Source organism: Micromonospora sp. NBC_01392 (genome assembly GCF_045040125.1).
In the GTDB taxonomy this organism is placed as follows: domain Bacteria; phylum Actinomycetota; class Actinomycetes; order Mycobacteriales; family Micromonosporaceae; genus Micromonospora.
The window spans coordinates 6,589,560-6,616,483 of record NZ_CP109549.1 but is presented as its reverse complement, the minus strand read 5'-3'; the positions used below and the strand labels follow the sequence as shown (position 1 = coordinate 6,616,483).

At 74.6% G+C, this 26,924-nt stretch carries 22 protein-coding genes; 16 read left to right on the top strand and 6 right to left on the bottom strand.

What is annotated here, in order from left to right:
* The first annotated feature begins 38 nt into the window (after positions 1-38).
* The 6 genes from OG767_RS28925 to OG767_RS28900 all read left to right on the top strand — a co-directional run bounded on the left by OG767_RS28925 (position 39) and on the right by OG767_RS28900 (position 8,332).
* Positions 39-3,305, top strand: a complete 3,267-nt coding sequence (locus OG767_RS28925) for a VWA domain-containing protein (protein WP_405091301.1) — start codon at positions 39-41, stop codon at positions 3,303-3,305.
* A gap of 290 nt (positions 3,306-3,595) precedes the next feature.
* Positions 3,596-4,798, top strand: coding sequence for a substrate-binding domain-containing protein (locus tag OG767_RS28920; RefSeq protein ID WP_405091300.1), 1,203 nt, complete (start codon positions 3,596-3,598; stop codon positions 4,796-4,798).
* Between the two features lie 3 nt (positions 4,799-4,801).
* Positions 4,802-5,545 (top strand): ABC transporter ATP-binding protein, encoded by a 744-nt coding sequence (locus tag OG767_RS28915; RefSeq protein WP_405091299.1) that lies wholly within the window; start codon positions 4,802-4,804, stop codon positions 5,543-5,545.
* 56 nt (positions 5,546-5,601) lie between these two features.
* Positions 5,602-6,330 (top strand): ABC transporter ATP-binding protein, encoded by a 729-nt coding sequence (locus tag OG767_RS28910; protein WP_405091298.1) that lies wholly within the window; start codon positions 5,602-5,604, stop codon positions 6,328-6,330.
* A complete protein-coding gene (locus OG767_RS28905) occupies positions 6,327-7,217 on the top strand; it encodes a branched-chain amino acid ABC transporter permease (protein WP_405091297.1) in 891 nt (296 codons plus the stop codon). The genes OG767_RS28910 and OG767_RS28905 overlap by 4 nt, the downstream gene beginning before the upstream one ends.
* On the top strand, positions 7,214-8,332 hold the full coding sequence (locus OG767_RS28900; RefSeq protein ID WP_405091296.1) for a branched-chain amino acid ABC transporter permease: 1,119 nt from the start codon (positions 7,214-7,216) through the stop codon (positions 8,330-8,332). Before OG767_RS28905 ends, OG767_RS28900 begins: the two co-directional genes overlap by 4 nt.
* Before the next feature lie 59 nt (positions 8,333-8,391).
* Here OG767_RS28900 and OG767_RS28895 read toward each other — a convergent pair whose 3' ends face one another.
* Positions 8,392-9,216, bottom strand: coding sequence for a hypothetical protein (locus tag OG767_RS28895; RefSeq protein WP_405091295.1), 825 nt, complete (start codon positions 9,214-9,216; stop codon positions 8,392-8,394).
* Between the two features lie 141 nt (positions 9,217-9,357).
* Here OG767_RS28895 and OG767_RS28890 point away from each other — a divergent pair, with 141 nt between their 5' ends.
* The 4 genes from OG767_RS28890 (at position 9,358) to OG767_RS28875 (ending at position 14,790) form a co-directional block, all read left to right on the top strand.
* Positions 9,358-11,097, top strand: coding sequence for a BTAD domain-containing putative transcriptional regulator (locus OG767_RS28890; RefSeq protein WP_405091294.1), 1,740 nt, complete (start codon positions 9,358-9,360; stop codon positions 11,095-11,097).
* Positions 11,094-13,214, top strand: a complete 2,121-nt coding sequence (locus tag OG767_RS28885; RefSeq protein WP_405091293.1) for a DEAD/DEAH box helicase — start codon at positions 11,094-11,096, stop codon at positions 13,212-13,214. The genes OG767_RS28890 and OG767_RS28885 overlap by 4 nt, the downstream gene beginning before the upstream one ends.
* A 213-nt stretch (positions 13,215-13,427) precedes the next feature.
* Positions 13,428-13,658 carry a heavy-metal-associated domain-containing protein gene (locus OG767_RS28880; RefSeq protein WP_107161800.1) on the top strand — a complete coding sequence of 77 codons (231 nt, stop codon included), beginning with the start codon at positions 13,428-13,430 and terminating at the stop codon, positions 13,656-13,658.
* 190 nt (positions 13,659-13,848) lie between these two features.
* Complete coding sequence (locus OG767_RS28875) at positions 13,849-14,790, top strand: hypothetical protein (RefSeq protein ID WP_405091292.1); 942 nt, start codon at positions 13,849-13,851, stop codon at positions 14,788-14,790.
* Between the two features lie 115 nt (positions 14,791-14,905).
* Here OG767_RS28875 and OG767_RS28870 read toward each other — a convergent pair whose 3' ends face one another.
* On the bottom strand, positions 14,906-15,325 hold the full coding sequence (locus tag OG767_RS28870; RefSeq protein WP_107161798.1) for a helix-turn-helix domain-containing protein: 420 nt from the start codon (positions 15,323-15,325) through the stop codon (positions 14,906-14,908).
* Positions 15,326-15,512: 187 nt separating this feature from the next.
* Between OG767_RS28870 and OG767_RS28865 the strand changes: the two genes are divergently transcribed.
* Positions 15,513-15,947, top strand: coding sequence for a hypothetical protein (locus OG767_RS28865; protein WP_405091291.1), 435 nt, complete (start codon positions 15,513-15,515; stop codon positions 15,945-15,947).
* Here the strand turns inward: OG767_RS28865 and OG767_RS28860 are convergent.
* The gene (locus OG767_RS28860; protein ID WP_405091290.1) at positions 15,944-17,113 is read right to left on the bottom strand and encodes a class I SAM-dependent methyltransferase; all 1,170 of its coding nucleotides are present in this window, start codon (positions 17,111-17,113) and stop codon (positions 15,944-15,946) included. The two genes, OG767_RS28865 and OG767_RS28860, sit on opposite strands and share 4 nt — an antisense overlap.
* Positions 17,114-17,304: 191 nt before the next feature.
* Positions 17,305-18,999, bottom strand: coding sequence for a DEAD/DEAH box helicase (locus OG767_RS28855; RefSeq protein WP_405091289.1), 1,695 nt, complete (start codon positions 18,997-18,999; stop codon positions 17,305-17,307).
* Between the two features lie 282 nt (positions 19,000-19,281).
* On the opposite strand from OG767_RS28855, the gene OG767_RS28850 reads away from it, so the two are divergent.
* A complete protein-coding gene (locus OG767_RS28850) occupies positions 19,282-19,923 on the top strand; it encodes a ferritin-like fold-containing protein (protein WP_405091288.1) in 642 nt (213 codons plus the stop codon).
* Between the two features lie 129 nt (positions 19,924-20,052).
* Here OG767_RS28850 and OG767_RS28845 read toward each other — a convergent pair whose 3' ends face one another.
* Positions 20,053-20,280 carry a DUF3107 domain-containing protein gene (locus tag OG767_RS28845; protein WP_107161788.1) on the bottom strand — a complete coding sequence of 76 codons (228 nt, stop codon included), beginning with the start codon at positions 20,278-20,280 and terminating at the stop codon, positions 20,053-20,055.
* Between the two features lie 65 nt (positions 20,281-20,345).
* The gene (locus OG767_RS28840; RefSeq protein WP_107161786.1) at positions 20,346-20,984 is read right to left on the bottom strand and encodes a TetR/AcrR family transcriptional regulator; all 639 of its coding nucleotides are present in this window, start codon (positions 20,982-20,984) and stop codon (positions 20,346-20,348) included.
* Between the two features lie 148 nt (positions 20,985-21,132).
* On the opposite strand from OG767_RS28840, the gene OG767_RS28835 reads away from it, so the two are divergent.
* From OG767_RS28835 to OG767_RS28820, 4 genes are all read left to right on the top strand, one after another.
* The gene (locus tag OG767_RS28835) at positions 21,133-24,072 is read left to right on the top strand and encodes a hypothetical protein (RefSeq protein ID WP_405091287.1); all 2,940 of its coding nucleotides are present in this window, start codon (positions 21,133-21,135) and stop codon (positions 24,070-24,072) included.
* 41 nt (positions 24,073-24,113) lie between these two features.
* Entirely contained in the window at positions 24,114-25,169 is a 1,056-nt protein-coding gene (locus OG767_RS28830; RefSeq protein ID WP_405091286.1) for an alpha/beta fold hydrolase, read from the top strand.
* A gap of 5 nt (positions 25,170-25,174) precedes the next feature.
* Positions 25,175-26,029 carry a DUF3152 domain-containing protein gene (locus OG767_RS28825; RefSeq protein ID WP_405091285.1) on the top strand — a complete coding sequence of 285 codons (855 nt, stop codon included), beginning with the start codon at positions 25,175-25,177 and terminating at the stop codon, positions 26,027-26,029.
* Between the two features lie 75 nt (positions 26,030-26,104).
* Positions 26,105-26,896 carry a DUF3152 domain-containing protein gene (locus OG767_RS28820; protein WP_405091284.1) on the top strand — a complete coding sequence of 264 codons (792 nt, stop codon included), beginning with the start codon at positions 26,105-26,107 and terminating at the stop codon, positions 26,894-26,896.
* Positions 26,897-26,924: the final 28 nt, after the last annotated feature.

Here is a 26,924-nt window from a genome sequence, read left to right as displayed (position 1 = left end):
GCAGGCATGTACGGGGGTTGTGAATGTCCATTCTCACGATGACACGTGGGCGGCGCCGCTGGTGCGCGACCGCCGTCCTGACTCTGGTGGGCGGCCTGGTGCCGCTGGTGGGACCGCATGCGGCGACGCCGGCGCGCGCCGCCGATGCCAACAACGCGACGCTCGTCGTCAACAAGGGCGGCGACCGCACCGGCGAACAGACCGTCGGGCCGCTGGCCGGCGCCACCTTCGACTTCTACGCGGGCGTCAGCGGGACCCGGCCCGGTCCGGGTGCCACGCCGGACGCGTCCTGCACCACCGACGCCAGCGGCAAGTGCTCGGTCGACGTGCCGGGACGGACCGGCACCAACCAGGGCTACTGGATCGTCGAGCGCAGCGCGCCGAGCGGCTGGCGGATCGTCGACAGCCTGGTCACCGGCAACGGCGGCAGCGCGCCCTACCAGTCCACGCCGTACAACGGGGTGTTCACCGGGGCGGTGGCCAACAACCTGACGTACACCTTCCCGGCGGTGACCACCGGAAACACGAACCGGACCGCACGTGGCGCGGTGTGGGCCGACGAGCGGGACAACCCGGCCCTGCCCGCCTCCTGCGGCCTGCGCGTCGCGCTGCTGATCGACGTGTCCGGGTCGATCCGGCCCGACCTGCCGGTGGTCAAGAACGCGGCGAACGGCTTCGTCGACGCGTTGACCGGCACCCCGTCCCAGGTCGCGCTCTACACGTTCGCGACCGACGCCTCCGCGGTGCTCAACCCGATCCCGGTCTCCGACCAGAGCGGCGCGAACACGGTCAAGGCGGCGATCAACGGCCTCACCGCCGGTGGCACCACCAACTGGGACCAGGGGCTGTGGCAGATCGCCGCCGCGCCCTACGACTACGACGCCGTGATCATCCTGACCGACGGCAACCCCACCGTGTACGGCCCGCCGCCGGTCCAGGGAACCGGTAGCTTCACCCGGTTCGTCGAGGTGGAGAACGGCATCTTCTCCGCCAACGCGGTCAAGGCCAAGGGGACCCGGGTCGTCGCGGTCGGTGTGGGCGCCGGCGTCTCCGGCGCGCCCGACAACCTGGTCGCGATCTCCGGGCCGGTCGCCAACTCGGACTACTACCAGACCGACTACGACCAGCTCGCCGCCGTCTTCCGGGAACTCGCCCTGGACAACTGCCGGGGCACGGTCAGCGTGGTCAAGATGGTGATCCCGCCGGGCGGCGGAGACCCGCAGCCGACCGGTGGTTGGACCATCTCGTCGAGCAGCACCGGCGTGACCCCGCCGAGCGCCGTCACCGACACCTCCACCGGCGCGGTCAACCTCGCCGTCGACCTGAACGGGCAGCCCAGCCGGGCAGTGGCGATCGCGGAGACCCCGCAGGCCGGATATTCGCTGGTCCAGCAGGACGGCGTCAACGCCACCTGCACGGCCAGCGGCCAACCGGTCCTGGTGGCCAACAACGGCGAATTCGGGTTCAGCGTCAACGCGCTGGCCAACGACGCGGTGGCCTGCGTGGTGATCAACCAGGCCGAGCCGCAGCCGGCGACCGTGGTGGTGAACAAGACCTGGGTGGTCAACGGGCAGAGCGTCCCCGAGCCGCAGCAGGACGTCTCCATCCAGGCCGCGCTGGTGCTGCCCGGCGTGGACCAGCCGGCCTGGGGCGTCGCGTACAGCACCTTCCAGGCGGGGCAGTCGGTCGTCATCGACGAGACCATCACCGCGCTGCCGCCCGGGTGCACCAACACGGCCAGCGGCGACCTCGGTGCGCAGACGCTCGCCGCCGGCACCAACACCTACCAGATCACCAACACGGTGACCTGCGAGACGAAGCTGATCCTGGCCAAGTCCGTGCAGAATCCGTACGGTCCGCCCGCGCCGCCGGCGACGGCCTGGGACCTGACCGCGTACGGGCCGAACGGGTTCACGGTGAAGAGCGGCGACCCGGCCCACCCGGTCGTCGAGGGCGCCGTCTACTCGCTCGGCGAGAGCACCGTTCCCGGTTTCACCCAGACCGTGGTGCCGGGCGCGGTGATCGAGCCGCCGGCCACCGGTAGCTGGAGTTGCGGGGTCCGCGACCGCAGCGGACCGGGCGTCAACCCCGACTTCGGCGGCGAGAACGGCCAGGTGGCCGTGCAGATCGGCCAGACCGTGGTCTGCGTCGCGGTCAACCAGGCCCAGCCGGCACGGGTGACCCTGGTCAAGGAGGTGCGCAACACCCACGGCGGCACCGCGAAGCCGACCGACTGGGTGCTCAGCGCCACCCCGCCGGCCGGGACCGCCACGCCGGTCACCGGCCGCAGCGGTGAACCCGCCGTCACCGGGGCGGCGGTGAACCCGAATCTCGCGTACACGCTCGCCGAGAGCGGCGGCCCGGCCGGATACGAGCAGGTCGGCACGCCGACCTGTGTGCTGACCGGTACCTCCACGCCGGTCGAGACGCCCGGCAACGTGCTGACGCCGACGTTCGGGCAGGACATCACCTGCACGTTCGTCAACGCCGACGTGCCCGTGCCGCCGGCCACCGGCCGGGTCACGCTGGTCAAGGAGGTGGCGAACACCTTCGGTGGCACGGCGAAGCCGACCGACTGGGTGCTCAGCGCCACCCCGCCGCAAGGCTCCGGCGCGAACCCGGTCAGCGGGCGCAGCGGCGAGCCGGCGGTGACCGACGTCGAGGTGACGGCCGGCGTGCCGTACGGCCTCAGCGAGAGCGGCGGTCCGGCCGGGTACGAGCTGACGGAGTTGCGCTGCGTCTTCAACGACACCGGCGAGCCGGCGCCCACACCGGGCAACGTGCTCACCCCGGCCGCGGACCGCGCGTACACCTGCACCTGGCGCAACGGTCAGCTCGACCCGAACGGGGCACACCTGACCCTGGTCAAGAAGGTCTGGGGCAAGGCCGCCCCGACCGAGTGGACGCTGACCGCGGCACCGACCAACGCGGCGACCCCGATCAGCGGCCCGTCCGGCAGCCCCGAGGTCACCTCGGTGCCGGTGCAGGTCGGCGTGGGTTACCGGCTGAGCGAGTCCGGTGGTCCGAAGGGCTACCAGCAGGCCGGGCCGCCGGAGTGCGTGCTGACCGGCGCCGACACCCGGGTGCCGGTGGTGGACGGCGTGGTCACCCCGGCGCGGGGGCAGGACATCACCTGCACCTTCACGAACCGGATGGCGGCGAAGCCGTTCCCGCCGTTCCACCCGGGCAAGCACCTGCCGGTCACCGGCATGAAGCTGACCGGACTGATCGGTGGTGGCGCGCTGGCGACGACGGCCGGTGTGGTGCTGACCGTCCTGGGTTGGCGGCGACGCCGGACGATGTGAGGAGGAGGCGTCGGCCGGTGACCGGCTGACCGGGCGGCCCGGCGGGGAGTTCCCCGCCGGGCCGCCGCGCGTACGCGGGGCGCGATGGGCGGGGGCGACACCGTGGCCGCGTTCCGCGTGGTGGGGCGGACCATCCCGGGTCGGCCGGGTTACGTGCCGGTGTCCGGGGTTGTAACGTGCGGCCATCCCGTCCCGGGCACTTGTGTGCGTCGACCACATAGCTCGTGGGTGACGTCACTTCTAGCGTGAGCCGACAACTGACAATCCTCCTGTCCTCACCTGGAGTCGCAATGACGATCCGGCACACGCGACGGGTGTTCCTTTCCGCCGCCACGATGATGGCGGCCGCGTTGGCCGCCACGGCGTGTGGCAGCCCGCAGGACACCGCCTCCGGCGGCGGCGACGCCGCGCCGGTCAAGGTCGGCCTGGTCTACTCCCAGTCCGGGCCGCTGGCCAGTTACGGCAAGCAGTACATCGAGGGGTTCAAGGCCGGCCTCGACTTCGCCACCAAGGGCACCGGCAAGGTCGGTGACCGGAAGATCGAGCTGAGCGAGGCCGACGACGCGGGCGACCCGGCCAAGGCCGTCTCCGCCGCCAAGGACCTGATCGGCAAGGGCACGAAGATCATCGCCGGGTCCACCTCCTCCGGGGTGGCGCTCCAGGTGGCCCCGATCGCGGCGCAGAACAAGGTGCTGTTCATCTCCGGCCCGGCCGCCACCGACGCGGTCACCGGCGCGAACAAGTACACGTTCCGCTCCGGCCGGCAGTCCTGGCAGGACGTGGTGACCGCCAAGTCGTTCATCGGCGACGCGGCCGGCAAGAAGGTCGTGGTGTTCGCCCAGGACGGCGCGTTCGGCGACGCCAACGAGGCCGCCGTGAAGGCCGTGATCGGCGGCGCCGGCGCGACCGTGAGCAGCGTCCGCGCGCCGGCCAGCGCCACCGAGTTCACGCCGTTCGCCAGCCAGATCAAGGCCGCCAAGCCGGACCTGCTCTTCGTCGCCTGGGCCGGCACCACCGCCGGCGCCATGTGGCAGACGCTCGACCAGCAGGGCGTGCTCGCCGCCACCACGGTCGTCACCGGGCTGGACATCCGCGCCTCCTGGCCGACGTTCGGCGCGGCCGGCAGCAAGATCTCGTTCCTGTCGCACTACTTCGACGGGGCCAGCGACACCGAGGCCGCCAAGGCCGCCAAGGCGAAGATCTCCGGCGGCACGCTCGACCTGTTCCACCCGGACGGGTTCGCCGCCGCGCAGATGGTCGTGCGCGCGGTGCAGGAGGGCGGCGACGACGTGGCGAAGATGGTCACCGCGCTGGAGGGCTGGGAGTTCGAGGGCGTCAAGGGCACCATGAAGATCCGCGCCGAGGACCACGCGCTGCTCCAGCCGATGTACCAGGCCAAGCTCACCGGCAGCGGCACCGCGTTCACGGCCACCGCGCAGAAGACGCTCACCGGTGACGAGAGCGCGCCGCCGGTCGCGCAGATGAAGGGCTGACCGATGCTCGCCACCCGCGGTCTGACCTGGCGGATCGGTGAGGTCGCCATCGTCGACTCCGTCTACCTCGATCTGGCGCCGGGGGAGTTCCTCGGCGTCATCGGGCCCAACGGCGCCGGCAAGACCTCGCTGTTCAACCTGATCACCGGCCTGCGCCGGCCCACCGAAGGAAAGATCCTGCTGGACGGCGCGGACGTCACCACGCTCCCGCCGCACCGGCGGGCCCGGCTCGGTCTGGGGCGCACCTTCCAGGCGTCCTCGGTCTTCGGTTCGCTGACGGTCCGGGAGAACGTCCGGCTCGCCGTACAGGCGCACCGGGGTGGCTCGATGAAGCTGTGGCGGCGGGCGGCGGCCGACCGGGAGGTGGCCGCCGCCGCCGACTCGGCGCTCGACCGGGTCGGCCTGCACCACCGGGGTACGGCGCTGGCCGGCACGCTCGCCCACGGCGAGAAACGCAAGCTGGAGATCGCGCTGCTGCTCGCCGGGGAGCCCCGGGTGATGCTGCTGGACGAGCCGATGGCCGGGGTGAGCGCCGAGGACGTGCCGGAGCTGGTCCGCGTGATCAAGTCGTTGACCGGGGACAGCGGCCGGGCGGTGCTCATGGTGGAGCACCACATGGACGTGATCCTGGAACTGGCCGACCGGATCGCCGTGATGCACCACGGCGCGCTGCTGGCCTGCGACACCCCGGACACGGTGATGGCGAACGCCACCGTGCAGGAGGCGTACCTGGGGGAGTCACTGTGAGCGCGAGGAGTGAGCCGGGTTTGCGAGCCCCGCAGTCGCGAACGACGGGCGGCACTGTGAGTGAACCTGTCCTGAGCGTGGAGGGCCTGTCCGTGCGGATCGCCGGGCTGCACATCCTCCAGGGCGTGTCGTTCGAGGTGGCGCCGACCGGCGTGACCGTGCTGCTCGGGCGCAACGGCGTCGGCAAGACCACCACGCTGCGCGCGATCGTCGGGCTCACCCCCCGGGGCGGCGAGGTGCGCGGCACGGTGCGGATGGGCGCGCGGAGCCTGCTCGCCCGCCCCACCCACCGGCTGGTCCGCGACGGGCTCGGCTACGTGCCGGAGGACCGGTGCGTCTTCGCCGGGCTCACCGTCGCGGAGAACCTGCGGCTGGCCGAGCGGCGGGGCACCACCCCGGCGTACGACAAGGTCTTCGCGCTCTTTCCGGAGCTGGACCGGCGCGGACGGCAACGGGCCGGTTCGCTCTCCGGCGGGCAGCAGCAGATGCTCGCCATCGGCCGGGTGCTGCTCAACGACAACCGGCTGCTGCTGGTCGACGAGCCGACCAAGGGGTTGGCGCCGAAGGTGGTGACCGAAGTGGCCGAGGTGCTGGAACGGGTCGCGGAATCCGTGCCGGTGCTGCTGGTCGAGCAGAACCTGGCGGTGGTGCGACGGCTGGCGTCCGACGCGGTGGTGCTCTCCGCCGGCCGGGTCGCCTGGACCGGCGACGCCCACGAGCTGCTGCTGGAGACCGCGCTGACGAAGTCGCTGCTCGGGGTGGGTTCGGCGGAGGTGCACTCGTGAACACCGTGGTCCTGTTGACGCTGACCGGGCTCGGCCTGGCGGCGCTCTACTTCCTCGTCGCGTCCGGCCTGTCCCTGGTCTTCGGCCTCGCCGACGTGCTCAACTTCGCGCACGGCCTGTTCCTCGGCGTCGGCGCGTACGCGACCTGGTGGGCGGCCGGCAACCTGCCCGGCGCCGGGCCGGACGGGTTCGGCTTCGTGGTCGCGGTGCTGTTCGGCGTGCTGGCCGGCTCGCTGGTCGCGGTGCTTGTCGAGCTGGTGCTGATCCGGCCGCTCTACTCCCGCACCATCGAACAGGTGCTGGTCACCGTCGGCCTGTCGCTGGCCGGGGTGGCGCTGCTCCAGGCCACCTGGGGCGCGGACCCGCGCACGTTCCCGCGCCCCGACTGGAGCCGGAACGTGACAGCGGTGCTCGGCGCGCAGGTGCCGAACGCCGGGCTGCTGCTGATCGTCGCCGCGGTGCTGGTGCTCGGCGCGCTGCTGGCGTTCCTGCGCTGGACCCGGTACGGCCTGATCATCCGGGCCGGCGTGGAGAACCGGGAGATGGTGACCGCGCTCGGCATCGACGTGCGCAAGGCGTTCACGCTGGTCTTCGCGATCGGCGGGGCCGCCGCCGCGCTGGCCGGCGCGCTCGGCGGCGTCTACTTCGGCACCGTCTCACCCGGCCAGGGCGGCTCGCTGCTGATCTTCGCGTTCATCGTGGTGGTGATCGGCGGAATGGGCTCGGTCGTCGGCTCCGCGTACGCGGCGGTCGCGGTGGGGCTGCTGCAACAGTTCGTCAACTACTACGGCACGTCCGGGCTGGGCGACCTGTGCGTCGTCGGCCTGCTCGCCGTGGTGCTGCTGCTGCGTCCGCAGGGCCTGGCCGGAAAGGTGGCTCACGCATGACCGAGGTGAAGAGTGCCGAGGTGCCCGCGCCGCCGGCCACGGTGCCCGACGAGTTGACCCCCGGGCGCTCCCGCTGGCACGGGCTGCGTCCGTACCTGCCGCTTGTCGCGCTGGTGGTGGCCGCGGTCCTGCCGTACTCGACGGTGAACCTGCCCGGCATCTTCGAGGGGCCGCTGAACTCGCCGGGCACGCTGCAACTGCTCGCCATCTGCCTGGTCTTCGGTGGGCTCGCGGCCGGCTACGACCTGCTGTTCGGGCGCACCGGCATGCTCTCCTTCGGGCACGCGCTCTACTTCGCCGCCGGCGTCTACGGCACCGACATCCTGGTCACCAAGGCCGGGCTGCCGCTGTGGCAGGCCGGCGTGCTCACCGTGGCCGGCGGCACCACGCTGGCCGCGCTGCTCGGCGCGGTGGCGCTGCGCACCGTGGGCATCGCGTTCGCCATGGTGACGCTGGCGTTCGCGCAGGTCGGGGCGATCCTGGTGGCCCGCGACTTCGGCGGGCTGACCGGCGGCGAGGAGGGCCTGCCGCTGGACGTGTCCGGGCTGCCGTCGGCGCTCGTCGGCGTCACCAACACGGTCAACCTCTACTGGCTGGCGCTGGCGTACCTGGCGCTGGTGGTGCTGGTGGTGCACCGGGTCAGTGGCTCGCCGACCGGGCGGGTGCTGGCCGGGCTGCGCGACGACGAGCGGCGGATCGGGGTGCTCGGGCTCGACCCGTACCGGTTCAAGCTCGTCGCGTTCACGCTGGCCGGCGGCCTGGCCAGCGCCGGCGGGGTGGTCTACGTGCTGATCGTGGGCGGCGCCAGCCCGCACATCACGTCGTCCGAGCTGACGCTGTCGCTGCTGGTGATGGTGGTGCTCGGTGGCCCGGGCACCCGGTGGGGGCCGGTGCTGGGCGGCGTCCTCTACATGTACCTGGACCACCGGCTCACCGCGTTCGGCAGCAGCGACGCGGTGAACAGCCTGCCCGCGTTCCTCAGCCACCCGCTCAGCCAGCCCCTGTTCGTCCTGGGCACGGTCTTCATCCTGGCGGTCTACTTCTTCCCCGGCGGCCTGGCCAGCCTGCGTTCCCGCCTGGCGCCCCTGGTGGCCGCCCTCCGCCCGCGCCGCTGACACGCCGCGACGGGCGGCGGCCCCCCCGTGTGGCCACCGCCCGTCGCGCAGGTCGTGGGTCAGCCGTTGAGCATCTCGTACGCCGAGGACGGCGCCTTCTGCACCTGGTCCCCGGTGGGGGCGGCGATCTTCGGCGCCTTGCCGTAGTCGTAGTACTTCGTGACCAGCTTCATCGCCTTCTGCTTGCCGGCCGCCGGCACGTCCAGGGTCAGCGAGGTCAGGTTGCCGTCCGCGCCGACGACGGCGGTGAACGGCACCTTCTTCCCCGCCTCGCCCAGCGCCTTCAGGTCCACGTTCTCGAACGTGCTCTGCACGTCGGCGTTGTCGGTCAGGTCGGCCAGCCCGGTGTACGTACCGTCGCCCTTGTCCTCGACCGTGTCCGCGGTCCGGATGACGGCGGCGGTGTTGCCCGGGTCGGCGCCCTGGTAGGCCGGGACGCTGGACGCGTCCTTCAGCTTGTCGCGGTCCATCGCCATCCAGCGCTTCGGCAGCTTGAGCATCTCGTGCAGGCCGGGGAGCCCGGTCAGCTTGACCCGCATCCACAGGTCCGTGTCGATCCACCGGAACGTCATGTCCATGGTGAACTTCGGGTCGTCGTTCTGCTGCTTGATGGCGAGGTCCATGGCCTCGGTGGCCGGGTCCAGCACGCCGGCGAACCTGTCGGTGCCGTCCTGGAGCAGGAACCGGAACGCCGGGTCCTGCTCGGTCGGCACGGCGGCCAGCAGGGCGGTCTTCGGGTCGGCCGACGGGGCCGGCGCGGGACCGGCGCCCTCGGAGGTGTCCCCGGCGCCGCACCCGGCGGCCAGGGCGGTGGTGGCCAGCACGGCGGCCGCGCGGAGCACGATCCGCCGGACGGTCGCGGCGGTGCCGTTTCGCTGCGTCATCTTGTTCGACTCACTTTCCGAGGTGGTTGTTGCCGGCGAAGCATCGCAGGCCGCCACCGTCGCCCCACTGCCGATATGCTGCCGTCCGACTGCCGTCGGCCACGGCGGGCGACGGCTGGGGGTACGGGGGCGGAAACTCGCATGTCAGAGGCGCTGCGTTTCGAGCTCCTCGGCCCCCAGCGGGCCTGGTACGACGACCGTCCCATCGAGCTGGGCCCGGCCAAGCAGCGCGCCGTGCTGGCGGTGCTGCTGCTCGCCGCAGGCCGTCCGGTCCCCACCGGCCAGATCGTCGAGGCGGTCTGGCCCGAGGAAGCGCCGGTGAACGGCCCCAACGTGGTGCAGAAGCACGTGGCCGGTCTGCGCCGGGTGCTGGAGCCCGACCGGTCACCGCGTACGCCGGCCCAGGTGCTCACGCTCACCGACGCCGGTTACCTGCTGCGGGTGGCCCCCGAGGCGGTCGACGTGACGCGTTTCGAGCGGGGCGTGCGGCACGCCCGGCAGGCGCAGGCGGCCGGGCAAACCGGGGTGGCGCTGGCCGAGGCGGACGCCGCGCTGAAGCTGTGGCAGGGCGAGCCGTTCACCGGGTTCGCCGGCCTCTGGTTCGACGCCGCCCGGCACCGGCTGGTCGAGCTGCGGGCCGTCGCGCTGGAGACGCGTACCGAGTTGGAACTTGCCGCCGGCCGGCACGGCGAGGCGGTGGGCCGGCTGGTCGAGCTGGTCGCCGAGTTCCCGGTCCGGGAGCGGCTGCGTCTTCAGCTCATGCTGGCGCTCTACCGCAGCGGCCGGCAGGCCGAGGCGCTGGCCGCCTACCGGGACTTCGCCGGCCTGCTGCGCGACGACTACGGCATCGAGCCCGGCGAGCCGCTCCGGGCCCTGCACCAACGCATCCTCCAGGCCGACCCGGCACTGCTCCCGTCCGTCGCGGAAGTGCCGTCCCCCGCGTCGGCGCGGCCCGGACCCGTGTCGCCGCCGCCCGAGCCCGTGCCGCCGCCCGAGCCCGTGCCGCCGGTGTCGGCCGCACCCGTGCCCGCGCCCGTTCCATCCCCGGCCGTTCCGACGCCGTCCCCGGCTGTCCCGACGCCGCCCCCGGCCGGCTGGGCCGGACCGGCCCCGCTCCCGCACGCGCTTCTGCTCGCCCTCAACCCGCCGCCGGAGGCCCCGCCGCGCCGCTCGCCGACGTGGGTCCAGGTCACCGCGACCGTCTTCGCTACGACCACCGTGCTGCTCTCGTTCGGGTCGCTCACCTGGGCCGTGGTCCTCGGGTATGCGCTGTGGCGGCGGAGCTGGCGGCTGGCCCTGGCCGGCGTCACCTACTTCCTGCTCATCTTCATCCTGGTCGTCGTCGCGCTCAACATGCCGGCGAACGAGGAGGTGACGGATGCGGAGGCGTTGTATCTGATCGGGGCGATGGGCGTCTGCTGGTTGCTCGGCGCCGGGCACGTGCTGCTGCTCAACCCGGCGCTCTGGGCGGCCCTCGGCGCGCTGTTCTGGACCGGCCGACAACGCAGCGACGAGCAGCGCCGGCTGCGTCGGGAACAGGCGCGTCACCTGCTGCACCACTATCCGGCCGCCCGGACGGAACTGCGCATCGGCCGCCCGGACCTGCTCCGCGGCTACGACGACGGCGGTCTGGTCGACGTCAACGTCGTACCCGAGCCGGTGCTCGCGACGCTCCCCGGGCTGACCGCCGAGCAGTGCCGCCAGATCGCGGTGGACCGCTGGCTGCGCGGCCCGTACGGCTCGCTGGAAGAACTGGCCGGGCGCTGCCACCTGCCGTCGTCGACCACCGAACCGCTGCGCGAGCTGCTGCTCTTCCTGCCGCCCGAGCCGTCGCCCGCCCCGCCGGTGTGGTCGGCCGCCCCTGGTAGAAATGCCGGATGAGCCAGGATCGGAATGCCGTCCGGGAACGCGCCGAGGCGGTCCTGCGGCGGCTGGCGGGTGACCACGCCCGGCTGCGCGAGGACCAGTGGCGCGCCATCGAGGCGCTGGTCGTCGACCGGCGGCGGGTGCTCTGCGTGCAGCGCACCGGCTGGGGCAAGTCGGCCGTCTACTTCGTGGCCACCGCGCTGCTGCGGTCCGGCGGCGGGCACGGGCCGACGGTGATCGTGTCGCCGCTGCTGGCGCTGATGCGTAACCAGGTCGACGCCGCCGCCCGCGCCGGCATCCGGGCCCGCACCATCAACTCCGCCAACCTGGACGAGTGGGACGAGATCACCGCCGAGATCCACGCCGGGGCGGTCGACGTGCTGCTGATCAGCCCGGAACGCCTCAACAACCCGGACTTCCGGGACGGCGTGCTGCCGAAGCTGGCCGCCACCACCGGGCTGCTGGTGGTGGACGAGGCGCACTGCGTCTCCGACTGGGGGCACGACTTCCGCCCCGACTACCGCCGGCTGCGTACGTTCCTGGCGAACCTGCCCGAGCGCACGCCGGTGCTCGCCACCACGGCCACCGCCAACGCCCGGGTCACCCGCGACGTGGCCGAGCAGCTCGGTGACGCGCTGGTGCTGCGCGGCACGCTGGACCGGGAGTCGCTGCGCCTCGGCGTACTCGATCTGCCGAGCCCGGCCCACCGCCTGGCCTGGCTGGCCGACCACCTGGACCGGCTGCCCGGCTCGGGGATCGTCTACACGCTCACCGTGGCCGCGGCCACCGAGACGGCGGAGTTCCTCCGCGGCCGGGGCTGGTCGGTGGCGTCCTACACCGGGCAGGCCGAGGACGCCGACCGGCGCGCCGCCGAGCAGGACCTGCTCGACAACAAGATCAAGGCGTTGGTCGCCACCAGCGCGCTCGGCATGGGCTTCGACAAGCCCGACCTGGGCTTCGTGGTGCACCTCGGCGCGCCGCCGTCGCCGATCGCCTACTACCAGCAGGTCGGTCGCGCCGGTCGCGCCGTCGAGCAGGCCGAGGTGCTGCTCCTGCCCGGCGTCGAGGACGCGGCCATCTGGCGGTACTTCGCCTCGCTCGCGTTCCCGCCCGAGGAGCAGGTCCGCGCCGTGCTCGCCGCGCTCGACACCGACCGGCCGATCTCCACCCAGGCCCTCGAACCGGTCGTCGACCTGCGCCGGGCCCGGCTGGAGCTGATGCTCAAGGTGCTCGACGTGGACGGCGCGGTCCGCCGGGTGCGCGGCGGCTGGCTCGCCACCGGCGAGCCGTGGACCTACGACGAGGCCCGGTTGCGGCGCGTCGCCGACGCGCGCACCGCCGAGCAGCGGGCCATGCGGGAGTACGCGGACACGTCCCGCTGCCGGATGCGCTACCTGCGGGAAGGGCTCGACGACACCGGGGCGGAGGACTGCGGCCGGTGCGACAACTGCGCCGGCCCGCTGTTCGACGCGGACGTCTCACCGGAGGCGCTCACCGCCGCGCAGACGTTCCTCGGCCGCCCCGGCGTCCAGATCGCGCCGAAGAAGCTCTGGCCGACCGGGTTGGACGCGGTCGGCGTACCCCTGAAGGGTCGCATCCCCCCGGCGGAGCAGGCACTGCCCGGGCGGGCCGTGGGGCGCCTGTCCGACCTGGGGTGGGGCGGGCGGTTGCGGGGCCTGGTCGGCCCGGACGCGCCGGACGGCCCGGTGCCCGACGACGTGGCGGCGGCGGTCGTCGAGGTGCTGAAGGCGTGGGCGCACGGCGACGACCCGTGGCCGCGCCGCCCGGCCGGCGTGGTCGCGGTCGGCTCCCGGAACCGGCCGACGCTGGTCGGCTCGCTGGCCGAGCGGATCGCCGCGGTCGGCCGGCTGCCGTTGCTCGGCGTGGTCGTGCCGACCGGTCCGGCCGGTGTCGGCGGGCCGCGCGGCAACAGCGCCCAGCGGGTACGCGCGCTGCACGACGCGTTCCACCTGCCGGACGAGTTGGCCGGCGCGCTGCCCGCGCTGGACGGGCCGGTGCTGCTCGTCGACGACCTGGTCGACTCCGGCTGGACGGTGGCCATGGTGGCGCGCCTGCTGCGCCGCGCCGGCGCGCCGGACGTGCTGCCCCTCGCCCTCGCCCTCGCCGGCTGACGTGCAAGGCCGGGCCCCCTGTTAACGCATTCTGCATAGGAACGGCCCCCGCTTGACACCGCGCTCCGCGCGCTGCGGCGTAGGCGTCAAGCGGGTCCCCCGCCTCTACCAAATGCGTTAAGAAGGGGCCCGGCCTTGGGGGTGGGTGCGAGCGACGCCACCGTTCGCGCGGGCGTCGTCCGCGGGCGACCGGGCCGGCGGTACCGTGGGGCCATGACCGAGCAGCGACCCGTCGTCCAGACGTACACCGTGACCGGGATGACCTGCGAACACTGCGTCCGGGCGGTGACCGGGGAGCTGTCCGCGTTGCCGGGCGTCGAGGAGGTCCGGATCGACCTGGTCGGGGGCACGGCCACCGTCACCAGCGCGGCTCCGCTGCCGGTGGAGTCCGTCCGCGCCGCCGTCGACGAGGCGGGTTACGAGTTGGCCGGCGGCGTTGCCTGAGTCGCCGTCCCTCGCCGAGCCCGCGCCCGACATCGACGGCCCGGGGCCTGGCTCGGGCGGTCCCGCGTCGGGCTCCGACGGTCCCGCGTCCGACATCGGCGGCCCGGTGTCGGGTTCCGGCGGTGCCGTGTCGGGTTTCGGCGGTTCCGCGTCGGGTTCCGGCGGCGCGGGCGCGGCGACGGGTCCGGCGGTGGTGGACCGGGACACGGTACGGCTCGCTTTGGTGGTGGGCGGCCTGGTGCTGGCCGTGCTGCTCGGTTTCGGGCTCGGCCGGTTGAACCCGCCGGCGAACCCGGGCGGCGGCGCGGCTCCGGCCGGCACGGTCCCGGCGGGCGGCTCCGCCCCGGCCGGTGGCGCCCACTCGCACGCGCCCGGCGCCGGCGCGCACTCGCACGACGGAGCCACGGTCACCCAGGGCGGTGGCGACGGCGCGACCGGGCTGTCGATCAGCTCGGCCGGCTACACGCTCGTCCCGTCGACCGGGGGCCTGACCGCCGGCCGCGTCGGTGAGCTGCGGTTCCAGGTCCGCGACGACAACCGTCGGGCGGTGACCCGCTTCGCCGTCGTGCACGACAAGCCGATGCACGTGATCGTGGTCCGCCGCGACCTCACCGGCTACCGGCACCTGCACCCGACGATGGCCGCCGACGGCACCTGGTCGGTGCCGTTGACGCCCACCGCGCCGGGGGCCTGGCGGATGTACGCGGACTTCACCGCCGTAGCCGACGACGGCCGGCAGGTCGCTGCCGTGCTCGGTGCCGACCTGGCCGTGCCGGGTGACTACCTGCCCCGGCCGCTGCCCGCCCCGGAGACGTCGGCCACGGTCGACGGGTTCACCGTCGGGTACGCCGGCACGCCCGAGGTGGGACGGTCGGTGCCGTTGCGGTTCCGGGTCACCGACGCCGGCGGCGCGGCCGCTGCCCTGGAGCCCTACCTGGGCGCGTTCGGTCACCTGGTGGCGCTGCGTGAAGGCGATCTCGGCTACCTGCACGTGCACCCGGAGCCGGTGCGGGACGGCGACGCGGTGACGTTCTGGTTGACCGCCCCCGGGCCGGGCCGCTACCGGATGTTCCTGGACTTCCAGGTCGGCGGCGTGGTGCGGACCGCCGAGTTCACGCTGACCGTCGCCTGACCGGGCTGGCCCGTGCCTCAGCCGGCACCGGCGGCACGTGCGGTGTCTGTCCTGAACGACCTGCTCGACCCGGAGGTGGTCGTGGTGGGCGGCCCTGACCGGCCGGCTCGTACGGTCAGCCGGCGCGGCGGACCGGTCGGCGGGCCAGGTAGCGCAGCAGGTCGCGGATGTGGTGCTTCTCCTCGGCGGGGACGTTCGGGTCGGCCAGCCGTTCCAGGATGACCCGTACGTCTGCCTCGACCGGACCGTCCTCGGCGGCGCGTCGGCGGGGCACGGCCCCGGCGTCGGGCAGGCCCAGGGCCCGGAACGCGGCGGCCACCGGCAGGTCGAGGGCGGCGCAGAAGCCGCGCACCTTGGCGAGCTCGGGATAGTCCTGCCAGTCGCCGGCCAGCCAGCGGAACACCGTGGAACGGCCGACGCCGGTGTGGGTGGCGAGGTCGGTCACCGTCCAGCCGCGCTCCTCGCGGGCGTCGTCGATGGCCCGTCGCACGAACCGTGCGAAGGCCATCTGCGGCGAAACCTCTGCGGAGCCCATCCCTCCTCGGCTGTCCCTTTCCGCCGGTGCGCCCGGCTCTGCGCCCCGAGCCTAGTACGCCCGGGGGAAGAAGTAACTGACTGATCGGTCGGAAGGTCCCGTGGGCGGGACCGACGCAGCGTGAACAGTTGCGGACTGTCAACTAAGCTGAATGAATCCTCCCCGGCAGTGACTTCAGAGGAGCAGCATGGCCGAACCGGACCGTCCCGTTCCGCACCGTCCTGGCGCGGTGAGCCTCTTCTTCGTGGCGAAGGCCGGCGTGTTCGCGCTGGGTTTCTGGATCTGGCTGCTGGTGCTGGCGGTGCGGGGCGACCCGGCGGAGGGCGTGCACCTGATCGCCGCGACCGGCGCGGTCTGCACCACGCTGGTCGGTGTGGTGCTGGGCGCGCGGATGGCGCTCCAGCGCAACGCCGCGGCCCGGCACGCCGAGCTGAAGCGGTTGCTTGTCGACATCTCCTGGAACGCGTTCGCCGCCGTCGGCAACTCCGACCAGCAGCAGGCGAAGGTGGTCCCGTTCCCGACCGCTCCGCCGGACAGCGATCGGGCCACCAACCGCGGCCCCGGCGAGCGGGTGTCGGCGCTGGACCGCGGCGACCGCAACCGCGGCGAGCGGCGCCGCTAGACCGAGGCCGGGTTCGGGTTCGGGGCGGCGAGCAGCGTCTCCAGCCGGGGCGTGACGCCCCACCGGTCCACCAGCTCGCGGTATTCGGCCCGCTGGCCGTCGGTCGGCGAGCCGGCCGTCCGTCGTGCCCGGATGAGCAGGTTGCGTGGGGTGTGCTGGGAGTCGACGAACTCCACCACCTCGGCACGGTAGCCGTGCAGCCGGAGCAGCCCGGCCCGCAGCGCGTCGGTGAGCACGTCGGCGAATCGCTCGCGCAGGATGCCCTGGCGGGTGAGTAGTCCGTCCGGCCCGGGCGCGGGCCGGGCCCGGAGCTGGGCGGCGAGGTCGTGGTGGCAGCACGGGGCGGCGAGCACCCAGCGGGCGCCCCAGTGCACCGCCCGGGCCAACGCCTCGTCGGTCGCCGTGTCGCACGCGTGCAGCGCCAGCACCAGGTCGGGGGCCGGTTCGACAGGGGCCTGCGCGATGGTGCCGGCGACGAAGCTGACCCGGTCGGCCCAGCCCAGCCGTTCGGCCAGTTCCGTGTTGCGGCGGCGCTGGTCCTCCCGGACGTCGACGCCGATCAACGTCACGTCCAGGCCGCGCCGGGTCAGGTAGCGGTGGGCGGCGAAGGTCAGGTAGGCGTTTCCGCAGCCCAGGTCCACCACGCGCAGCGGGCCGGTGAGGTCGTCCGGCAGCGTCGCGGCCAGCGCGCGCAGGAACGCGTCGACCTGGCGGCGCTTGGCCGCCGAGCCGCCGATCGCGGCGAACAGCGGGTCGCCCGGGTCGAGCAGCCAGTCCTTGGCCCGGTCGTGTCCGTCCGGCTCGGCGACCGTCCGGCTGGCCTTGGCGCGGTGCACCTGCGCCTCGCCGGACTTGGTGACCCGGAGCTGGAGCGTGGTGCCGGTGGTCTCCACGTGCCAGTTGCCGAACGGCTCGGCGAGCAACGCGTCGACGGCCGTGTCGGCCTCCTCCGTACCGGGGGTGACGTTGCGGGTGTGCGGTCGGGCGCCGTCGGAGGTGGCGATCTGCAACCGCGCACCGGCCTTCAGCGTGACCGGGCGCAGTTCCGCGCGGACCACCGAGGGCCGCTGTCCTCGTTGCCGGCCGGCGGCCACCGCCCGGGTCAGACCGGGGTCGAGCAGCAGTGCCCGTACCTCCCGCAGCGCCGCGTCCAACGCCTCCGGCATCCCTGCTCCTCCCGTGCGGCAAGCCTCCCCGCCCGCCGTCCCCCGCTCGCGCCCGGTCGATCATGAGGTTGGCGGCGCGACACGCCGGGCGGGCGGACGCCAACCTCATGATCGACGAGGAGAGTGCCGGGGTGGGGACAGGGAGCGGCCCCCGGAGCGGGTCCGAGGGCCGTCGTGTGTGGGTGCTCTGCTCAGTCCGTGGTGGGGGACTCGGCGGTGCCGGCGCCGGCGCCGCTGCGGCGACGCCGGCGGCGGCGCGGCTTGGTCGCGGTCTCGTCGCCGCCGTCAGTGGTGGCGACGGTGGCGACGGTGGTAGCGGTGGTGGCGGTGGTGGCGGTGGGCTGCTCCGTCGCGCCCTCGGTGGCGACCACGGTCGGCTGCTCGCCGGCCACCGTCTCGCCGGCCCGGCGGCGACGCCGCCGGCGCGGGGTACGGGTGCCCTCGTCCGTCGCGACCGCTGTCGCTCCGCCTTCGGCGGGTGCGCCGCCGGTCTCGCCACCACGCCCACGTCGGCGGTCCCCGCCGCGACCGCGGCTGTCGCCGCGGGTGTCACCGCGCCGGCCGTCCCGCCGGGACCGGCCGCCGCCCAGGTCCTCCTCGACCTCGGCCGACAGGCCGGCGCGGGTACGCGCGGCGGTCGGCAGGGTGTCGCTGACGTCCGGGGAGATGTCCAGGTCGGTGTAGAGGTGCGGGGACGTGTGGTAGGTCTCCGGGGGCTCGGGCATGTCCAGCCCGAGCGTCTTGTCGATGATGCGCCAGCGGGGCATGTCGTCCCAGTCGACGAACGTCACCGCGACACCTGTCGCCCCGGCCCGGCCGGTGCGGCCGATCCGGTGGGTGTAGGTGTCCTGGTCCTCGGGGCAGTCGTAGTTGATCACGTGGGTGACGCCGGTGACGTCGATGCCCCGGGCCGCCACGTCGGTGGCGACGAGCGTGTCGATCTTGCCGGCGCGGAACGCCCGCAGCGCCCGCTCCCGGGCACCCTGGCCCAGGTCACCGTGCACGGCCGCCACGGCGAAGCCGCGGAAGTCGAGATCCTCGGCGACCCGGTCGGCGGCCCGCTTGGTGCGGCAGAAGATCATGGTGAGCCCGCGCCCCTCGGCCTGGAGGATCCGCGCCACGATCTCGACCTTGTTCATCGAGTGGGTGCGGTAGGCGAGCTGCTGGGTCTGCGGCGACGGGCCGGTCTCGGCGGTGTGCCCGGCGTGGATGGTGACCGGCCGGCGGAGGAACCGCCGGGACAGCGCCACGATCGGGTCCGGCATGGTGGCCGAGAACAGCATGGTCTGCCGGTCCTCCGGCAGCATCGCCAGGATCTTCTCGACGTCGTCCAGGAAGCCCAGGTCGAGCATCCGGTCGGCCTCGTCGAGGACGAGCGCGCGGACCCGGTCGAGCCGCAGGTGCTTCTGCTTCTGCAGGTCGAGCAGGCGGCCGGGCGTGCCGACCAGGATCTCGACGCCCTTGCGCAGCGCCTCGATCTGCGGCTCGTACGCCACGCCGCCGTAGATCGGCAGCACCCGGACACCCCGGGTGCGACCGGCGGCGTCGAGGTCCTTGGCGACCTGGATGCCCAGCTCGCGGGTGGGGACGACGACGAGTGCCTGGGGCACGCCGTCGCTGCCCTCGGACGGGGCGAAGACCCGCTCCAGCAGTGGGATGCCGAAGCCGAGCGTCTTGCCGGTGCCGGTCGGGGCCTGCCCGATCAGGTCGACGCCGCGCAGCCCGATCGGCAGCGCGTACTCCTGGATGGCGAAGGCGCGGGTGATGCCCGCGGCGGCGAGCGCCTCGACGGTCTCCTGGCGGGCGCCGAGCGCGGCGAATGTGGGTGCCTCCGGGGGAACCGGAGCGGTGGGGGCCAGTGGCTGGCCTGTGCTCTGCTCACTCATGTGGATGTGGGGGTGCCCTCTCGTGGTGCGCCCCTCATGTCCTCAGGGCGCGGACGGTTTGACGCGGGCCACGCGGTCGGGGGCGGTTTCGCCGAGCCGGACCGGGCCGCACGCGCGCCGGGGACCGGTGCTGATCAGCGATGCTGGCCAGGTCGGTGCCCACGGCAACTGCTTCATCCTACCTGAACGGCCTCCGAGCCGTCCCGATTCCAGGTGTCGGCCAGGCAGCCGGGGGTGCTTCCTGTGACCTGCATCACAGCAAGTGGGCGGTAGCCTGCGCTCGTGTCCGCCCCCGATTCCGCCGCCGTCGGCCTGTTCGGCCTCGTCGCGTACGGCGAACTGCTCGCCTTCGACCGGCTGGCCGCCGACGCCCGGCTCGCCCCCGACCTGCGCCGTCGCGCCACGCTCAGCGAGCTGGCCGCGGGCGAGATGGCGCACTACCGGTGGCTCACCGACCGCCTCACCGCGCTGGGCGTGACCCCCGAGGAGGCGATGGCCCCCTACGTCGAGGCGTTGCGGGCGTACCACGACTCGACCGAGCCGCGGGACTGGGCGGAGGCGGTGACCAAGGCGTACGTGGGCGACGCGATCACCGACGACTTCCTGCGCGGGATCGCCGACGGCCTGGCCGGGCCGGACCGCGCGCTGCTGCTCGACGTCCTGCACGACTCCCGGTACGCCGAGTTCGCCGCCACCGAGATCCGGGCCGCCATCGAGGCGGACCCGAGGGCGGCCGGACGGCTCTCGATGTGGGCGCGTCGACTGCTCGGCGAGGCGCTCTCGCAGGCCGGACGCGTCGCCGCCGCCGACCGGGGCGCGCTCGCCGCATTGCTCGGCAGGGCCGGCGACGAAGTGCCGGCGGTGCTGCGCCGGCTGACCGAGGCGCACGCCACGCGGATGTCGGCGGTCGGGCTGAACAACTGAGCCGTCAGGCCGCACAACTGAGCCGTCAGGCCGCACAACTGACCGTCGGACCGACCACCTGATCGGTCGGTCGGGACAACTGAGCCGCCGCGGCGGGTCTCCCCGCCACGGCGACCGGTGCGACGCGGATCAGCGGACGGTGAACCCGACCGCGCGGGGCGAGGCCTCCGCGATCTCGACGTAGGCGACCTTGCCGACCGGCACGATGACCCGCCGGCCCTTCTCGTCGGTCAGGGAGAGCGTGCCCTCGCTCCCGGCGAAGGCGTCGGTCACGATCTGCTCGATCTCGGCCGGCGACTGCGCGCTCTCCAGGACCAGCTCCCGCGGCGCGTACTGCACGCCGATCTTGACCTCCACTGTGCCTCCTCAACTGGGGCGAAAAAGCCACCGTGGGAAGGCTATCCGATCGGGCGGGGCGATGGTCAGGCTGACTCACCTTGCAGCGGGAAGCTGGCGATGCCACGCCAGGACAGCGCCGCGACCAGCGCTTCCGCCTCCGGCTTGGCCACCTGCCGACCGCCCGCCAGCCAGAACTGCGCGGCGGTCTCCGCGGCGCCGACCAGGCCGGACGCGAGCAGCTCGGCGTGCGCCCGGCTCACCCCGGTGTCCGAGATGATGGTGTCGGTGATCGCCGCGATGCAGCCCTGCTCGACCCGCTCCACCCGCTGCCGCACGGCCGGGTCGTTGCGCAGGTCGGATTCGAAGACCAGGCGGAACGCCTCGCTCTCGTGGTCGACGAAGTCGAAGTAGGCCCGCACCGCGGCGCCGACCCGCTCCTTGTTGTCGTTGGTGCCGCGCATGGCGTCGTGCACCTTCGCCACGATGGCGTCGCAGTGGGTGTCCAGCAGCGCCAGGTAGAGCTCCATCTTCCCGGGGAAGTGCTGGTAGAGGACGGGCTTGGAGACGCCGGCCCGCTCGGCGATGTCGTCCATCGCGGCGGCGTGGTAGCCGTGTGCGACGAACACCTCCTGGGCCGCGGCGAGCAGCTGCTTGCGGCGCGCCGAGCGGGGCAGGCGGGTGGGCCGGCCGGCCGTGTGTGCACCGTTCCCCACTGCCGTCATGGGAACCTCCGAGTATCTGCGTCGAGCCGGCACGTATCGCCCGAACCGGTCCGGGTTCGTGAACCCGTCGCGGAATTGGCCCGCCGCTGTAACTTATCGCCACTGTCACCACACGGTAGCCTCAGCGGGGGCGACCAAGGAGCGCGCGGTGAGTGAAACAGGGCAACCCGGAGCCGCCACCCCGGGAGAGCACGGCGACGGGACGGGCCAGCACGACGACCCGGCCCGCACCGGCGGCGGATGGGCGCCCCCGGCGGACGGCTGGTCCCGCGGCGCCCCGGCGCCCGGTGGCTGGCCCTACGGCGACCTCGGTGGCGGGTGGGCGGCGTCCTCGCCCCGGCACGGCGACCTGCCGGCCCCGCTGCCCGGCCACCCGGCCGAGGAGCCGCCGGCGCGCGTCAACGGCCGCCACGTCAACGGCGTGCACCACGCCGGGGAGGAGTCACCCGTGACCCGCCAGGCGCCGGTGAGTGCACCGCCCGTGGGCGAGCCGCCGCGGGAGACCGACGGCGACCGGCTGGCCGTGCCCGCCCCCCGCCCCGCGCCCGCCGTCGAACAGCTTCCCGGCCCGACCGACCCCACCGGCTCCCGGCACGCCTCGGACGACACGTCCGCCGGGCGGTCGCCCCGCTGGGCCGAGAGTGGTCCGGCCTCCGCGCCCCCGGCGCTCCAGGTGCCGCCGGTCGGCGCCGCCGCCTCCGGCTTCGAGGTGCCGCCGGGCTTCCACGCCCCGACCGTCGACCCGGCCCCGACGCTGCACCAGGGCTGGCCCCACCGGGGCCCGGCCGAGCCGCCGGTGCCGGTTTCCGGCCGGGGCGAGCCGCCGGCGGCGGAGCACCACCCGGGCGACGTCCACCCCGGAGAGGGGCAGCGGACCGCCGCCGATCCCCACGCTGCCGCGCCGAACGACCCGGGCGCGGGGCCGGCGGGCGAGCCGGAGTGGCCCGGGCCGTCCTGGAACCGCCCGAGTTGGGGCGACGGCTGGGCCCCGCCGTGGGCCCGCGCCGACGAGCCGGTCGCGCGCCGGTCGGCCCGCGACGACGCGCCGGCCGAGCGACGGACCGGGGACGACGAGCCGACCGGCCGCCGCGCCGCCCGCGAGGACCGCGCGTCCGAGTGGGCGCCCGAACCGATGCGACAGTACGAGCCGACCCGCGTCGATCCGCCCACCGGCTACCAGCCGACCCGTGTCGATCCGGCGGGCGGTTACGAGCCGCGGCCCGAGCCGGTCCGGCCGTATGAGGCGGTGCGGGCCGAGTCGGCGACGCCGCCCGAGCCGCCGCGTCCCGAGGCGACCCGGCCGTTCCGGCTGCCCCGCGAGGACGCCGAGTCCCGCTCGGGCCACGAGCCGCCTGCCGAGCGGCCCTCCTGGGCGGGTCCGCCGGTGCCGGTGACCCCGTTCGGCCCGCGTCCCGAGTCGGCCGGCGCGCCGCCGGTCGCCCGTGAGCGCGAGACGCCGGCCGGTCCACCGCCGGCGGCGTACGCTGCGGGGCCGGCCGCCCGGGCCCTCGGTGAGCCGGCCGCCGCGTACCCCGCACCGGAGCCGTCGCACGGCGAGTCGGCCGGCGTCCCCGCGCCGGGTGGGACGGCGCGGTTCGACCCGCCGTCCGCGCCCCGCCCGACGAGCGCCCCGCCCTACGCGGCCCGCCGGTCCGCCCCGGAGCCGACGCCGGCCGCCGAGGCGGCTGCCGGGCCGGAGCCGACCGAGTCGGCCCCGGCGGTGCTGCCGCAGCGCGTCCCCGCCGAGCCGGACGTGCCGGTCGTGCCGGAGCCGCCGGCCGTGGAACCGTCCGCCGAGACCCCGGAGTTGGCCCGCATCGCCACCCACCTGCGTCGGGACGACGAACCGGCGCCGCTGCGCGAGCGGCCGGAGGGCTTCGACGTCAACGCGATCCTGGACGCCGTGCGCGAGGTGGCCGGCGTCCGGGACGCCGCGCTCCGCCGCACCCCGGCCGGTGCGCACAGCCTCCGGCTGGACCTGGCCGACGGCGCGGACCCGGCCGAGGTGAGCCGGCTGGTGGCCCGGCTGCTCCAGGATCGGATGGGTCTGGCCGCCGCCCCGCAGAACCTGCCCGGCGCGCCGGCCGTACCGCCGCCGCCGGTCCGCCGCCGGTCCGCCACCGCGCGCGCGGACCGCCTGGCCGAGGCCGCGGCCGGCCGCGACCGTCCGGTGGAGGTCCCACCGGGCCGCGCCGACCGCCTCGCCGAGGCCCCGCCGGTCGCGGAGTTCCCGCCGGGCCGTGCTGCCGACCGCCGCGCCGAGGCCGCGTCGGCCGAGCCCCGATCCGGTACGCCGCGCGCCGACGACGAGCCGGGCGCTCCGGCGCGGGGCGGGGCCTCGTCCGGTCCGGCCGAGGCGGACGTGCCGGCGCGGGCCGGCGTGGTGCGGCCGGCATCGAACCGGCCGGCCGAGAACCGCTCCGGCGAGGGCCGGTTCGGCGGCGTGGAGTCGCGCGCCGGCCGGCTGGTCGACGCGCCGGGGGAGGACGCCGACGAGCCGCCGCGCCGCCGCCGGCAGGCCACCCACCGGGGCCGGGCCACCGTGGACGAGACGTCGCTGGCCGCCGCGCCCACCGGCATGTCCACCGGCAGTCCGGTCACGCTCGGCACCTCGTACTCCGGTGGGCAGATCACCACGACGGAGACCGCGCCGTCGCGACCGCTGGATCCGGGCGGCGTGCCCGGGCCCCGGGTGGTGATCGACCACGTCCTGGTGAGCACGTTGGGGCTGGACGCCACCACCGAGGTCCGCCTGCTCGCCGGGGACCGGATGGCCGAGGGGCACGCGACCGGGCCGGCCGTCGACGGGTACGTGTTGCGGCTCTGCGCGGTGGCCGCGGCTGCCGCGGTGGACGAGCTGCTCGGCCCGGCCCTGCCGGCCGGCGAGCGGGGCCGGTGCTTCGTCGAGCACGCCGCCGTGGTGCCGTTCGGCAACTGCGAGGTGGCGACCGTGGTGGTGCTGCTGGTCTGCGACGGGTGGGTGGAGCAGTTGGCCGGTTCCGCCCTGGTCGCGGGCGATCCGCGGCAGGCTGTGGTGCGGGCCACGCTGGCCGCGGTGAACCGGCGTCTGGAGGCGCTGCTCGCCTAGGGGACTGTGCGGGCGGGGCCGGCGCGGGGAAGACTGAACGCATGAAGCGTGCCGCGCTCGGGCCCGAGCATCTCCTTCCCGCGCATCATCTCCCGCCGCCCTGGCCGGGCCGGCACGTGCGGCTCGACGGCACGCTCGTGCACGTCCGGGACACGCCGGCCACCGGGCCCGACGCCGAGCCGGCGCTGTACGTGCACGGGCTCGGCGGCTCCGCGCAGAACTGGACCGACCTGGCCGGCCTGCTGGCGCCCCGGCTCGACGGCCAGGCGATCGACCTGCCCGGCTTCGGGCGCAGCGAGCCCGGCCGGCGGTACACGATCCCGGCGTTCGCGGACCGGGTGGTCCGCTGGATCGAGCACAGCGACCGGGGCCCGGTGCACCTGTTCGGCAACTCGCTGGGCGGGGCGGTCGCGGTCCGGGTGGCGGCGCTGCGGCCGGATCTGGTCCGCACGCTCACGCTGATCTCGCCGGCCCTGCCGTTCCTGGACTTCCGGCGCTCGTTGCAGGGGCGGATGCTGCCGGTGCTGGTGATCCCCCGGGGCGAGCGGCTGGCCGCCTGGCGGCTGGCCCAGCTCGCTCCGGAGGCGATGGCGCAGCAGGTGATGGAGTCGTGCGTGGCGGACCTGACCCGGATCAGCGAGCAGCGCCGGCAGGAGGCGATCGAGGAGATCCGGATCCGGTACGAGGCGGCGCACTACGCCGCCGCGTACGTCCGGACGTTCCGGGGCCTGGTCGGCAGTTTCCTGCGGTCGTACCTGCCGGGGGAGGGCGCGCTCTGGCGGCAGGCCGCGGCGGTGCGGGTGCCGACGCTGGTGGTGGGCGGGCGGCAGGACCGGCTGGTCGACGTGCGGGTCGCTCCGCAGGCCGCCCGGGTGATCCCGGACAGCCGGCTGCTGATGCTGGACGGCGTCGGGCACGTGGCCCAGTTGGAGGTGCCCCGGACGGTGGCCCGGGCGGTGCTGGCACTGCTCGACGAGGCGGCGCCGGCCGGGTCGCCGGAGGCCGCCACGCCGGGGTCGGACAGCTGGAAAGCGCAGGTCACGGCGCTGGTGAGCGGAATGGGGGAGAGCGGCGGCGTCCGCGACATGGCAGGCTGAGCGGGATGCCCAGCTCCCGCCGTCCGCGTTTTCCGCGGTCCCTGTCCGCTGCCCGTCGGTGGCGCTCCGCCGTGGTGGTCTGCGCGTTCCTGGCCACCGCCGGGGCCGGCGTCGGCGTGGCGCTGCAACTGCCGCCGGCCGGCGCGCGGGAGGTGGTCGCCGACGGGTTCGTCGCCCAGCCGCCGGCGCCGGTGGCACCGAGCGTCTCGTCGTCGCCAGCGCTGGCCGCGCCGCCTCGCTCGCCGGCACCCGTGCTGAGTCTGCCCGGTCCGGTGCCCGCGCGGGGCACGGGCGGTTTCGGGTACGACGACCGGGCCGGCGGCGTGCTGGGCCGGGGCGGTGAGCTGCGCCGCTTCCGGGTGGCGGTGGAGCGGGGCGTCGGTGAGGACGTCCGGGCGTTCGGGGACGCGGTGCAGCGGGCCCTGGCCGGGCCGGGGAGCTGGGTGGACAGCGGCCGACTGCGGTTGCAGCGGGTCACGCCGGGCAGCCGGTACGACTTCACGATCTATCTGGCGAGCCGGGACACCGCCGGCCGGCTGTGTGGGGCGGGCGGGATCGACATCCGCAAGGGCGGCGTGCCGTACACGTCCTGCCGGGTGCCGGGCAAGGTCGTGCTCAACCTGGACCGGTGGCGGACGTCCGCGCCGCACCTGGTGGCCGCCGGGATGCCGTTGGACTCGTACCGGCTCTACGTGGTCAACCACGAGGTGGGGCACCAGCTCGGGCACCATCATGAGGCGTGTCCGGGCGCCGGGCGGGCCGCGCCGGTGATGCAGCAGCAGACGCTCTTCCTCGACGGTTGCCGGCCGAACCCGTGGCCGTACCTGGGCGGGAAGCGGTACACCGGACCGGCATTGTGACCGAGTTGTGAGTAATTCTCAGGACTTGCGCCGCAAAAGCAGCTAAATGCCCGAATTGCGTGGCACGCTGTCCGCATGACGTCGTACCCGCCCGAACGCCCCGGGCTGCGCCGGATGCGCCGCCGACGCCGACGCGCGGTGCTGCTGCTGGCGATGCTGCTCGCGGCCGTCGGCGGCGCGGCGGGCATCACCCGGCTGAGCGAGCCGCCGCGTCCCGTGCGGGTCCCGCTCGCCGCCGAGCCGACGCTGATGCCGGACGCCGACACCGCCGCGGCGGCGTCGCCGACCGGCTACCCCACCGCCGGCCCCGGCACGTTCGCGGTGGCCGACGGGCGTTCACCGGTACGCGGCCACGCCGGCCCGCTGCGTCGCTACCGGATCGAGGTCGAGCACGGTACGGGGCAGGACGCCGACGCGTTCGCCGCGACCGTGGACGCGGTGCTCGGCGACCCGCGTAGCTGGATCGCCTCCGGGGAGCTGCGGGTGCAGCGGGTGCCCGAGGCCGCCGCCGCCGACTTCACCGTCTACCTGGCCACGCCGGCCACCTCCGAGCGGATGTGCGCCGAGGGCGGCCTGCACACCGAGCGCTACACGTCCTGCCGGCTGCCCGGTCGCGTGGTGCTGAACCTGGCGCGCTGGATGACCGCGGTGCCCGACTACGGCGCCCCGCTCGACGTCTACCGGACGTACGTGGTCAACCACGAGGTCGGGCACGAGTTCGGCGAGCTGCACCAGGCGTGCCCGCGCCCCGGCGCCCCGGCCCCGGTGATGCAGCAGCAGACGTACGGGCTGGACGGCTGCCTGCCGAACGCGTGGCCGTACGTGGACGGGGCGCGGTACTCCGGCGAGCCCACCGACGGCGTCTGAGATATTCCCGGTCCCGCAGTTCGGGCCG